This window comes from Micromonospora matsumotoense (genome assembly GCF_900091525.1).
In the GTDB taxonomy this organism is placed as follows: domain Bacteria; phylum Actinomycetota; class Actinomycetes; order Mycobacteriales; family Micromonosporaceae; genus Micromonospora; species Micromonospora matsumotoensis.
The window spans coordinates 1-13,301 of sequence record NZ_FMCU01000008.1; the positions used below are offsets into that span (position 1 = coordinate 1).

General features: G+C 72.0%; 5 protein-coding genes. All 5 read right to left on the reverse strand.

Features of this window, described 5'->3' with window-relative positions; genetic code table 11:
• Positions 1-8,132, reverse strand: an 8,132-nt coding sequence (locus GA0070216_RS17060; RefSeq protein WP_141723120.1) for an amino acid adenylation domain-containing protein, incomplete at its 3' end; no start/stop codon positions are given.
• On the reverse strand, positions 8,129-9,289 hold the full coding sequence (locus GA0070216_RS17065) for an aromatic ring-hydroxylating oxygenase subunit alpha (RefSeq protein WP_218108220.1): 1,161 nt from the start codon (positions 9,287-9,289) through the stop codon (positions 8,129-8,131). The genes GA0070216_RS17060 and GA0070216_RS17065, both read right to left, overlap by 4 nt.
• 101 nt (positions 9,290-9,390) lie before the next feature.
• Entirely contained in the window at positions 9,391-10,788 is a 1,398-nt protein-coding gene (locus GA0070216_RS17070) for an NAD(P)/FAD-dependent oxidoreductase (protein ID WP_342670751.1), read from the reverse strand.
• Between the two features lie 946 nt (positions 10,789-11,734).
• The gene (locus GA0070216_RS17075) at positions 11,735-12,499 is read right to left on the reverse strand and encodes an SDR family NAD(P)-dependent oxidoreductase (RefSeq protein ID WP_091246923.1); all 765 of its coding nucleotides are present in this window, start codon (positions 12,497-12,499) and stop codon (positions 11,735-11,737) included.
• Between the two features lie 28 nt (positions 12,500-12,527).
• Positions 12,528-13,196: an NADPH-dependent F420 reductase gene (gene npdG / locus GA0070216_RS17080; protein ID WP_091247377.1), complete on the reverse strand. Its 669-nt coding sequence runs from the start codon at positions 13,194-13,196 to the stop codon at positions 12,528-12,530.
• Positions 13,197-13,301 lie beyond the last annotated feature (105 nt).

Here is a 13,301-nt window from a genome sequence, read left to right on the forward strand (position 1 = left end):
TCATTCGGCCGCACCACATGCAACGTCGGAGGCACCACCCCGTGCTCCAACGACAACAACACCTTCACCAACCCCGCCAGGCCCGCCGCCGGCTCCAAATGACCGATGTTCGACTTCAACGAACCAATCGCACAGAACTGCGTCCGCGACGTGAAACCCCGCCACGCCCGCGTCAAACCCTCCACCTCAATCGGATCACCCAACGACGTCCCCGTCCCATGCGCCTCCACCATCCCGATCCGATCCACACCCACCCCCGCATCCCGCAACGCCGCCACAATCACCTCCCGCTGCGCCGCACTACTCGGCACCGTCAACCCACTCGTCCGACCACCGTGATTCACCGCCGAACCCCGAATCACCCCCCGCACCCGATCCCCATCCCGCACCGCATCCACCAACCGCTTCACCACCACCGTCACCACACCCTCACCCGGCACAAACCCATCCGCCCCCGCATCAAACGCCCGCGACGCACCCGACGGAGAGAACGAACGCAGGCGGGAGCCGAGCTGGAAGTACTGCGGAGACATGGCCAGGTGGACTCCGGCCACGATGGCCTGGTCGCACTCGCCACTGCGGATGCTGCGCACGGCGGTGTGCAGAGCCACCAACGACGACGAACACAACGTGTCGATCGTCATGCTCGGCCCCGACAGATCCAGGAAGTAACTCACCCGGTTGGCCAGGATCGCGTTGTGGTTACCCAGCCCGGCGGCGGTCTGCACCACGTCGCCGACGACCATGTCCCGGTAGTGCTGGTAGCTGGCACCGACGAACACCCCGGTCGACCGGTCGCCCGTACGGCCGGACAGGCCGGCGTCCTCCAGCGCGCGCCAGGCGGACTGGATGAGGTGGCGCTGCTGCGGGTCGATCCACTGGGCCTCGGCCGGTGAGATCCGGAAGAACGGCGCGTCGAAGTCGGTCAGTTCGTCGACGAAGCCCGCCCGGCGCAGGTAGACGGTGCCGGGCTCGGCCGCGTCGGAGTAATAGTCGTCGATGTCCCAGCGGGACTTCGGGACCTCGCGGAGGCAGTCCTCGCCCTGGGTGAGCACCTCCCACAGCTCGTCGATGTTGCTGGCGTGGGGAAAGACGCCATCGATCCCCACGACGGCGATGTCGTGCCGGTCCGAGGCTGCCGTGGTCGCCACAGCGACCGGCGTCACCGCAGCCGAAGCCGGGGCAGCCGGGGTCAGGGCCGCCGGAGCCGTCGTCACCGGCACGGCGACCGGGGGCAGGTCGGTCGCCGGTACGCCGACCGCCGGCACCGCGGCCGGAGAACCGCCGCCCGGGGAGCCGCCGAGCGGCACGGGTGGCACCGGGCCGGGTGCCGGCGCGGCACCGGGTACGGCGGTGACGCCGTACGTGTCGCGCAGTTCCCGGGCGAGGTTCTCCACCGTCCCCACCTCGAGCAGCAGGGTGACCGGGATGTCCACGCCGAGCCGGGTACGGATGTCCTGGGCCAGCGAGACCGCCAGCATCGAGTCGAGCCCCTGCGCCTCCAACGGGCGGTCCAGTTCGAGGGTCTCGACGTCGGTCTCCAGGCCCTCGGCGATCCACCGGGCCAGCACCCGACCGAGGTCGCCGGCACCGGCGGCCCCGTTTGCCGGGAAGGAGGCAGCGGCCCCGTTGACCGCGAAGGAGGCAGCGGCGGCGGTGCCGGGCCCGGATGCGGCCGGGACCCGACCGTTGCCGTCGGCACCGTGGACCGGGACGGAGCCGGGCGTGGCGACCCCGGGCGGGGTGCCACGGTGCGTGGGAGCACCGGGCGGGGTGGTGCCGTCGAACCGGGCCCGGTCGTGCGCGCCCGCCGGGGTGGACGGGGTGGACGGCGGGGCCGGGGAGATCCGACGCCAGGTGATGCCCTGGGCGGTGAGCACCGGGCGGTCGCCGTCGAGCACCACCAGGCTGGCGGTGAGCAGCCCGGCATCGGGAGCGCTGCCCCGGTCCCGGCGGGCGCGCACGCGCACCTCGCCGGTGAGCCGGCCCCGCACGGTCAGCCGGGAGACGGTGAACGGCACGTAGAGGCCCTGCGCCCCGCAGGCGGCGAGGGCCACCTGGAAGGCGCCGTCGAGCAGCCGGGCGTCCACCGGACCGGCGTCGGGTCCGGCGTCGACCCGCAGGGTGCCGGTCGCCGCACCGTCCGCTATCGACAGTTGGCGTACGCAGCGGAAGCTCGGGCCGTACCGCAGGCCGTTGCGGTCGAAGTCGCGGTACATGCCGTCGAGGTCGACCGGGGTGAGCCCGACGGGGTCGGCGGGCGGGGTGAGCGTCGGATCGGCCGGTTCGGGGTCGGTCACCTCCAGGTCGCAGACCACGGCGGCGGTGTCGTCACGGAAGGTGACCCGGGTGCCGTGCCGTTCGGCGGTGAGCGTCGTCGGCGGCCGTACGGTGGCCCGGAAGGTGAGGTCCCGCAGGGTGAAGGCGTCCCGTCCGAGCAGCTCGGCGACCTTGCCGGGGTAGCCGGCGCCGGGCAGCGTCGGGTCGCCCAGCACCACGTGTTCCAGGGCCTCCGGGTGCTCGCGCCACGACCCGGGTGGCGTGGTCGCCGCAGCACCGCCCGCCGGGAGCTGTCCCGCCGTCGACGCGGGCGCCAACCACAGGTGCTTCTCCTCGTGCGGGGCGGTGGGAAAGCGCACCGGGGCGCGTTCCTCGGCCACCAGGCCGTCGCCGGCCACGAAGCGGCGGGCCGTCGTGTCGAGTGCGTCGCGTCCGGGCGCGTCGCCCAGTAGGGGCAGGGTCCGCCCCGACGGGGTGGGGGCGACCCCGGTGTAGAGGTTGCGGGTGCCCTCGGCGCGGGCGAGGAACAGCATCAGCTTGTCGTCGAGTTGTTCGATGGTGTCCACCACGCAGGCGAGCCGGTAGGTCGCCGCCGGGCGCTGCCGGCTGGCCACGCAGATCCAGGCCAGCGGCGGGCAGTACGGCGACCGGAGCAGGTGCACGAGCCGGCCGGCGAGGGTACGTAGCCCCTCCTCGGAGCCCGCCGAGAGGGTGAGCAGGCCGGGGCCGGTCCGGGCGGGCACCCGGGTCGGCGACGGGGCCGCCGCGAGGACGGCGTGCGCGTTCACCCCGCCGAAGCCGAAGCTGCTGACCCCGGCGACCCGGGGCCCGACCCACGGTACGAGCCGGTCCGGGACGAACAGCGGCGAGTTCTCGAAGCGGAACGCCCGGTTGGGGAAGGTGAGGTGGGCCGAGGGCGGAATCCGGTCCGCCTGGAGCGCGAGAATCGTCTTGATCAGGCCGGCGATCCCGGCCGCCGGTTCGAGGTGGCCGATGTTCGTCTTCACCGAGCCGACCGCCACCGTGCCCCGCCGCGCCTCGCCCAGGGCGGCCTGCAACGCCTCCAACTCGATCAGGTCACCGAGCTGGGTGCCGGTGCCGTGCGCCTCGATGTAGCCGACCCCGTCCGCCTCGACGCCGGCCCGCCGCAGGGCGCTGCGGATCACCGCCTGCTGGGCGGTGCTGCTCGGCGCGGTCAGGAAGCCGGCGGCACCGGTGTGGTTCACCGCGGACCCGCGGACCACCGCGAGGATCGGGTCGCCGTCGCGTTCGGCGTCGGCGAGCCGCTTCAGGACGATGACCCCACAGCCCTCGCCCCGGACGTACCCGTCGGCGTCGTCGTCGAAGGTGCGGCACACCCCGGTCGGGGAGAGCATGCCGTTGCGCAGGAAGGACCGGGTCTTGGTGGGGGTCAGCACCAGGTTGGCCGCGCCGACGACGGCCGCGTCCACCTCCCCGGCGCGCAGGTGCATGGCCGCCTCGTGCAGGGCGACCAGTGAGGACGAGCACGCCGTGTCGACGGCGAAGCTCGGCCCCGACCAGTTGAAGGCGTGGGAGAGCCGGTTGGCCACCATCGACACCGCCGTGCCGGTGGCCACGTGCGGGTCGCTGGCCCCGATGCTGCCCGCCACCAACTCGGGGAAGTCGCTGGCGATGGTGCCGATGAAGACGCCGGTGGCGGTGCCGAGGGAGGCGGCGGTGTGGCCGCAGCTCTCCAGGGCCTCGTCGGTGACGCTCAGCAGCAGGCGCTGCAACGGGTCCAGCCGTCGGGCCTCCCGGTCGGTGAGCTGGAACCGGGCGGCGTCGAAGTGCTCGACCCGGTCGACCCAGCCGGTCGGGACCTCGTCGGCGGCGGACCAGAGGTGACCCCAGCCACGGTGTCCGGTCGGCGCGTCTCCGACGCTGGAAACCCCGTCGGCGAGGTTGGCCCAGAACTCGTCGGGGGTGGCGGCACCGGGGAACCGGCAGGCCAGGCCGATGATGGCGAGCGCCTCCCCGACGGTGTCGGGTGCCGGGGTCCCGGACGGGCTCGCCGGGGCGCGGTGGCGGGGCGGCTCCGGCCGTACGGTGTCGGGTTGTCCGGCCGGGTCGCCGGTGGCGGCCTGCGGTCCGCCGGCCGCACCGGCCGCGACGGGGTGCGCCGGGTCCGATGCGGCGTCGACCGTACGGTCGGCAGTCGCCTCGGTGGTGGCCGCACCGGCCGCGACGACCGCCTCGGCGGCAGCGACGACGGCCTGCTCGGGGGTCGCCCCGGCGGTGGTGCCGGCCCGGGAGCGTTCGGGCGTGGCGGGCGCGGGTTGGAGCAGTTCGGCGAGCCGCTCGGGGGTGCCGGTGGCGAAGATGGCCGGTGGGCTCACCGCGACGCCGAACTCCTCGGTGAGCGCCAGCGCCGCGCGGGTCACGTTGGCCGAGTCACCACCGAGGTCGAAGAAGTTGTCGGTGACCAGGAACTCGTCGTGGCCGAGCACGGCGGCGAAGACCCGCGCGATGCGGTGCTCCGGCGCGACGGTCGGCTCCGGGACGACGGCGGGCTCCGGCGTGACGGTCGGTTCCGGGGTGGCGCCGGTGGCCGTCGGTGTCGCGGCGGGTGCGACGGAGGGGACGCCGGTGCGGATGATGGTGTGCCGGTCCGGCAGCGGCAGCCGGCCACGGGCGATCTTGCCGTTGTCGGTCAACGGCATCGCGTCGAGCCGTACGTAGGCGTCCGGCACCATGTACTCGGGCAGCCGCCGGCCGACGAAGGTGTCCAGCTCCGCCTTGACCAGGGTGCGCTCGCCGACGAGGTAGGCGGTCAGCCGCGGTTCGCCCCGACCCTCGAAGGCGACGGCGACGACGGCGGCGGCGGTGACGCCGGGGCACTCCGCCAGGACGCGTTCGATCTCGGCCGGTTCGATCCGGTTGCCCCGGACCTTGACCTGCGAGTCGGCCCGGCCCAACCACTCGATCGCGCCGTCGGCGTGCCGCCGTACGGTGTCCCCGGTGCGGTAGAGCCGCTGGCCGCTGACCGGATGGGTGAGGAACACCTCGGCGGTGCGGTCCGGGCGGTTGACGTAGCCCCGGGCCAGGCCGACGCCGGACAGGTACAGCTCGCCGGTGTCGGCGGGGTTCAGGTCGGCGTCGAGCACGTGCAGGGTGAGGTTGGGCAGCGGTTCGCCCAGGGGCAGGAACGCGCCGACCGACTCGACCCGGTGGGCGGACGCCCAGATCGTCGCCTCGGTGGGGCCGTAGAGGTTCCACAGGGCCCCGGCGGTGCCGTGCAGTTGCTGGGCGGTCGCCGGCACCAGGGCCTCGCCGCCGGACAGGACGGTGAGCTGCGGCCTCGGCGTCCAGCCGGTCTCCAGCAGCAGCCGCCACATGCTCGGGGTGGCCTGGGCGACGGTGACCTCGCCGATGAGGTCGGCCAGCCGGTGCGGGTCGCGGGCCACCGCCCGGGACGCCAGGGTCACGGTCGCGCCGACGGTCAGCGGCAGCAGCAGTTCCAGCAGGGAGATGTCGAACGCGACGGTGGTGTGCGCGAGGACGATGTCGGTCTCGGACGAACCGAGCCGTTCGCCGATGCCGGTCAGGAAGTTCGCCAGGGCGGCGTGCCCGATCTCCACCCCCTTCGGTTCGCCGGTCGACCCGCTGGTGAACAGCACGTACGCGAGATCGGCGCCGGTGACCGTCGGCGGCACGGCCAGCGCGGACCCGTCCGGGCCGGGGATCGGCAGCACCGGACCGACCGACTCGCCGAACGCGAGGCTGTGTTCGTCGGCGAGGATCAGCTCACACTCGGCGACCTGCACGTACCGGCGCAGCCGCTCCACCGGGTAGTTCGGGTCGAGCGGCAGGAACGCCGCCCCGACCCGCAGGATGCCGAGCATCGCCGGGACCAGGTCGGGGCCGCGCTCGGTGAGCAGGCCGACGACGGACCCGGCGCCGATCCCCTGGTCGTAGAGGCGGGCGGCGATGGCGTCGGCCCAGGAGTCCAGGGCCGCGTAGTCGATCCGCCGGGCCCCGCTGCGGACCGCGACGGCGTCCGGCCGGGCGGTCATGGTGGCCGCGACCAGATCCAGCACGGTGGGTACGGAGGCTGCCGGCTCGGCCGCCTGGTCCGGGTGGGACGCGACGTCGGTCGAGCCGGCGGCGTCGGACCCGTCGCGTCGGGCGGCCCCGGACCCGTCGGGCGGCGTCGCACCGGCCGGTGCCGCCGCTGCCCCGTCCGCGGGGGCGGGTGCGGCCGACACGGTCGCAGCCCCGTCGGAAGTGACAGGAGTCGATGCAACAGTCGGCGCGGCGGTGCCGAGGAGCATGGCACCGAGGGCGAGGTCCTCGACCCGCTCGGCGAACTCCAGCGCCTCGGCGGCGGACATGGCGGTTTCCCGGACGAACACCGTGGGCGGGCCGTCGTGCAGGCAGAGCAGGGCGATCTCGGTGTCCGGCTCGGTGGCCGCCTCGTCGTCGGGGTGCCGCTGGAGGACGGCGATCCGGGTGAAGGTCGGCCCGTCGGAGCCGACCGGGCGGTACGCCAGACCGAGGCGTACCTCAAGGTCGGTGGCGTACGCGTGCCGGGCGGTCGCCTCGTCGAGCCGGGCGGACAGTTCGTCGGCGGCGGCGGCGTCGAAGCGGACCGGGACGCGCGCGACGGCGAGCCCGCAGGTCGCCTCGGCCAGCGCGGGCGCCGACGAGGTCGACCAGGCGAAGTCGAAGCTCGGGGCCTCCATCCGCTCGGCGAGTACGGCGAGGAAGGCGCGGATCACGGCGACCGTCTCGGCCCGGGACCGGGGCAGGTAGGCCAGCTCGTACCGGCCGTAGTGCGCGGACGCGGCGGAGAAGTCCTCGGCGGGCAACGGCGCCGGTCGCAGGTCGGCCAGGCGGGCCTTCCACCAGGACTCGTGCCGACGCAGCGGACCCTGCGCGTCGGCGATCGCCGCCAACCGCTCGGGTGGCGCGGCCGGCAGCGGCCGGCCCGGGGTGATGCCCAGTCGCTGGGCCACCGCCCGGCCGCTGAGCGCACTGCCGTCGGTCGCCGTGAAGTCACTCAGCAGCAGGTCGCCGTCGGGAGTGGAGAGGGTCAGCGCGGAGTCGGTCACGGCCGTCGCGACGGTCACCGACGGCGGGTCCTCGCGGGGGATGCGCCGGACCTGGCGGGTGAACACCGCACCCTGGGCGGTGATCAGCGCCGGCACCCCGAGCGGGTTGGGGAACGTACCGTAGTCGAGGGCCTTGGCGATGCGTTCGGCCTCGGTGGCGGAGGTGCCGGCGTGGATGAGGCCACCGGCGGCGATCCGGTCCCGCTGGTGGTAGAAGCGGCGCTCGCGGTCGCCGGTGTCGACCGGCTCGGGCAGCGAGCGCCGCAGCAGGTGCCCGACGAGGTCGGCGAAGAGCGCGATGCCCACCTCGGCGGTCTCGTAGGTCAGGGAGAGCGCGGTGGAATGCGTCCGGACCGGGAACCACCGCTCCAGCAACACGGGGCCGGCGTCCACCGCCTCGGTCATCCGGTGCCAGGTCGCGGCGTGCCGGCTCGCACCCTCGTAGAGCGCCCAGGCGGCGACGTTGCTGCCGGAGTAGCGGGGCAGCGGGCCGTCGTGGAAGTTGACCGCGGCCACCTTCGGCAGCGCCAGCACCGGGCCGGGCAGGATCCGGAAGTTGACGATGCTGAACAGGTAGTCGACCTCGGTGGCGGCGAGCGCGGCGGCGAGGTCGCCGTGCGGGTCCAGCACCGGGACGTCGTGCGCGTTCGCCCAGGCGGCGGCGACCGGGTCGTCGGTGAAGACGCCCTCGACGCGGATCCCGGCCTCGACGAGCTGGTCGGCGCAGCGGGCCAGGACCCGGGTGCCGCCGATGAGGAAGCAGTTGACCACGGCCGTCATCCCTCGGTGTCGACGGGGTCGGCCGTCTCGCGCGCCACCCAGGCGTCGATCTGGGAGACGACCTCCTCGTCCAGGGAGAGCTGCCCGGGCGACCAGAGCGGGTTGGACAGGCCGCGGTGGGTCCGCTCGCACATCTCCCAGTCCTCGTAGTTGGCCTTGTCCCAGAGCGCGAAGACCGCCTCGTGCGAGAAGTCGCTGCGGGCCGTCTCCGAGGGGTGGAACAGCCAGAAGTGCCGCACGTAGCAGGTGCTCGGGCTCTCCGGCCAGACCCACTGCATCATCACGTAGTCGGCGGTGAAGCCGAAGAGCAGGTTCGGCAGGATGGTGATCCAGTTGATCTTCTTGAGGTCGGCGTCCGGGACCAGCGGCATGGGGGTCCGGTCGCTGCGTCCGGTCATCGAGACCGAGTTGTACTTGTCCCGGATGACCTGCCACGCGCCGACGATGTCGCCCTTGAGCTCGTACGTTCCCGCGTCGTCGAAGTCGGTGATCCGGTGCAGGTCCTTGTGGGCCGTCGGGAAGTGCAGGCTCTCGTTGACGTTGTGCGCCACGAGCTTCCAGTTCGAGGCGACCGGGTAGTCCTTGGCCTGCATGCACTTCAGGTCGGCCAGCTCGTAGACCCGGGCGAACTCACCGAACTCACCGAGGGAGGCGTCGAGGTCCGGCGCGTCGTCGGAGAAGGTGACGAAGACGACCCCGAACCGGATCTCGGTACGGACCGGCAGCAGGCCGTTCTTCTCCTTGTCGAAGAAGTGGTCGAAGTACGTGCCGTTGAAGCTCTTGAGCTTGCCGTTGCGGTCGTAGACCCAGCAGTGGTAGATGCAGACGATGCTCTGCCGCTTGCCGGTGGCCTCCTCCACCAACCGGTACCCCCGGTGGCGGCAGTAGTTGTGGTACGCCTGGATGCCGTTGTCGCCGTTGATGATCAGGATCGAGCCGGTGCCGATGGTCAGCGTCGCGTAGGAGCCCTTCTCGGTGAACCGGGAGACGTGGTCCACCGGCAACCAGCGGCGACGGTAGATCCGTTCCAGCTCCCGCTGGTGCTGCTCCTCGCCGGTGTAGAACGCGTGGGACCGGCCACGGCCGCCGGTGTCGTAGTAGGGCCGCTGGTCGTCCTGTTGGCCGATGAGATCGAACATGCTGGACGCGCGCGTCATCTGCCTGCCTCCTCCAGAGATCAAGTGCAACGAACGAACGGCGGAGGACCGGGACGTCCTCCACCGTCGTGCCGCGCTCATCCCGCGCGGCCCCACGCCGATCAGGACGGTTCGTAGATCCGCTTGTGCTCGGGTACGCCGGCGTCGTCGTAGATCCGCTCCAGGTTGTCGGGGGCGAACAGCTCGTGCCCCTCGACCCCGCCGGCGATCATGCCGAGCATCTTGGTGGTCCACTCCTGGCTGGTGCTGATCGCCCCGAGCACCGCTTCCAGGTAGGGGTCCAGGGTCAGCTCGGCCATCGCCGTGGTGTAGTCGTAGACCGGCGCGCTCTCCTCGTCGCGCACCTTGACGTAGTCGGCGAGGGCGTCGTCCATGGTCCGCTCGCCGGAGAGCGCCTCGTGGATGCGGTCGGCGAGCAGCTCGCCGTGCAGGAAGGCGTCGGTCATGCCCCAACCGGTGATGGGGTCCTTGTGGTAGCCGGCGTCACCGACCAGCGCCCAGCCGGGGCCGTGCGAGCGACGGTAGTAGTTGTCCGGGTAGCGCATCGGCCGCAAGGGCTCCTCCCGCCGGCCCTGCTCGCGTAGCTGCGCGCCCATCTCCGGCTCGACGTCGTCGAAGACCGCCAGGAAGCGCGCCTCGGGGTCCTGCCGAAACTCCTTGAGCTGCCGGCGGGTGCAGATGACGGCGACCATGTTGACGTCGCCGTTGGTCGGCCAGGTGCCGAACCACTGCTCGTGGAAGCCGGTCTTGTGGTGCAGACCCCAGTCCAGGCCGCTGTAGTAGGAGTAGTAGGTGAAGCCGGCGGCGGGCCGCACGTTGTACAGCTCCGCGCCGACCTTCCTGGCCACCGTCGAGTGGAACCCGTCGGCGCCCACCACCACGGTGGACCGGAACTCCTGCTCCGGCCCGTCGCCCTCGCGGCCCCGGATGCCGACCACCCGCCCCTCGGAGAAGACCAGGTCGGAGACGGTGAACTGCTCCAGGACCTCGACGCCGGCCCGGCGGGCGGCGTTGACCAGGATCTCGTCGAGCACGACCCGGCGCGGGCAGTAGACCGCGTCGATCCCGTCGATGGGGTCGGCGAACCCGGTCAGCGGGATGCCGTGGTTGACGTAGTTCATCTTGCGGATGGCCGGCGTCTTCGCGTCGATCACCTCGTCGAGCAGCCCCCATGCCTGGAGGCGGGACAGCCCGGCCTGGTGGATGTAGTGGGTCGACACCGCGTCGCTCGGGAAGGAGGAGCGGTCGACCATCAGAACCCGGTGGCCGCGCCGGGCCAATAGCATTGCCACGGGCGAACCCGCGCAGCGTGCACCGACAACGATTACGTCGAACATGGGCCTGCTCCGATCAGTCGTCAGCCCTGGATAGCAACCGTCCAATGCGGATGTGGGATTGCCACGAGAGTACGTTTCCACGTTCCTCAAGGTCAATACACAGTTTCGCCGGGGGCCGGCAATGAGAACGCTAACAAGACGGAATGCCTGCGTGTGGAGCATGACCGAACCACCAATCAGCCGGTCAGATGTGACGTGGATCACATGCCTAAAGTAAGCTGAATGAAAGCTGAGAATGGCGCTGAACTGGGATGATCACTTTCGGTTTACCAAATCGCCTCGATAATTTACGGAAACGATTCGCGCCCAGCACCCCGCACCTATCCTCAGAAACATGGACATTCGGCGGGGACGATCCGTGCCGCCGGCCGGGACGAGGCAGGCCAGGGTGCTGGCAACCCCGCAGGCAGGAAACGGGAACCGTTAACACGTACCGTAAAATTTCGGTCATGATGGGGCTGAACTGGATATACTCCTGTATTAATAGAGCTGCATCGATTAACATCCTGCCCGCCCGACAACGGTGAAGAAGCTTGATGATTGCCTACGGCAATTTCTAGATGCGCAAACGGTTGCCTCGGCAAATCGTTGCCCGGGGCTGCGTTTCCGCGGCCGGCGGCGAAGGGGTAACGCATCCGCATCGGCAACGCGACCGCCCGTCACCGGGTGCCCCCGGTGCCCCCAGCCCGTTGCCACCCGACCCCGGGGTCACCAATTAGTGACGCCCTGCGACGCAATCACGAATGCCGGACGGTAGTCACCCAATTTCGCTTCCGGTCGATCGACGGACCGCGGCGCGGATGAGTCGGTAAACGCCGAAAGAACCGCCGGGCCGAAAAGGGATACAGCGGGCGGCACGACCGCAGACGTACGAGGAATTCGGGGAATGGTCACCCGATAAGCGCACCGACCGCTACCGGTCTGGGCTAAGGCCCCTTTCCCGGGCCCCGGAGACTCGCGCACCGCACGCGGTGGTCGCCTGCTCCGGTCGCACCGGCAGGCCGGCCGCACCGGGTCCGGCCCGCGCAGCGGGGCCGCGCCACGACCCGATGCACCGGGCGGGCCGGTGAGAGACCCGCACCGCCGCCCCGCCGGCCGCGCGCAACGATCAGCGCGGTGCCATCCGCAGTGCGCCGTCGAGGCGGATGACCTCGCCGTTGAGGTAGTCGTTGTCGATCACGGACAACACCAGACCGGCGTATTCCCCCGGGTCGCCGAGGCGAGGCGGGAACGGCACACCGGCGGCGAGCCCGGCCCGGTACTCCGCCGACACGGTCTGCATCATCGGCGTCAACATGATGCCGGGCGCGATCGTCATCACCCGGATGCCGTGCGGGGCGAGGTCACGGGCGGCGGGCAGGGTGAGGCCGACGATGCCACCCTTGGACGACGCGTACGCCGCCTGACCGACCTGGCCTTCGTAGGCGGCGACCGAGGCGGTGGTGACGATCACGCCCCGCTGGCCCTGCCCGTCCGGGGAGGTCTGCGCGATCCGTTCGGCGGCGAGCGCCAGCACGGTGAAGGTGCCGATCAGGTTGACCCGGACGACGTGGGCGTACAGGTCGAGGTCGTGGACGCCGCGCCGGCCGAGGATCCGCTGCGACGGGGCGATGCCGGCGCAGTTCACCACCGTCCGCAGGGGCGCGTCGCCGTCGGCGGCGGCCTGGTCGACCGCCGCCCGGACCGCCGCCGGATCACACACGTCGACGTCGACGTGGCGGACCCCCGGTGGCGCGTCGCCGGCCGCGGCGATGGCCGGTCCGAGATCGAAGCCGTGCACGGTGGCACCCGCGCCGGCCAGCGCGGCGGCGGTGGCCGCGCCGAGTCCGGACGCCGCGCCGGTGACGATGGCGGTGGTACGGGCAAGTTCCATCCTGCGTTCTCCTTCTGCCAGGACCGGGTCAGACGTCGGTGATCCGCAGGCCCGCGTGGGCCCGGTAGCGTCGGTTGACCGAGATGAGGTTGGCGGTGAACGCCTCCACCTGGTGCGCGTTGCGCAGCCGCCCGCCATACACGCCCCGGACCCCGGGGATGGTGGCGGCGAGGTCCCGGACCAGGTCGGTGGCCTCCCGGTCGTCGCCGAGCACCAGCACGTCGGTGTCGACCGTGTCGAGGTCCGGGTCCTCCAGGAGCACGGCGGAGACGTGGTGGAACGCGGCGACGACCCGCGACCCGGTCAGGATCGCGGCGGCCTGCTGGGCGGCGGAACCCTCCTCGACGACCAGGGCGTAGGCGCCCTGCTTGTCGAAGCCCAGCGGGTTCACGCAGTCGACCACGATCTTCCCGGCCAACACCGGGGCGAGTGCGGTGAGCAGCTCGGCGTGCCCCTCCCAGGGCACCGCGACCACCACGATGTCGGCCTCGGCAGCGGCGTCGGCGTTCGACCCGCCCCGCACCCGGCCCGGCAGCCCGGCGGCCGTCTGCGCCGCCCGCTCGGCGTCCCGCGACCCCAGCACGACGTCCAACCCGGCCGCTCCGAAGCGCCGGGCCAACCCCCGCCCCTGCGGCCCCGTCCCACCGAGCACGCCGACCTTCCGGCCACGCAGCTCCTCACTCACACTCACATCAATCTCCTTCTCATATCCCCCACCCACTCCCCCGCCCTGTCCCACCCCACCCCACCGTGTCCCGCCCCGCCCTGTCCCCCCTGTCCCGCACCGCACCGTCCCGCACTG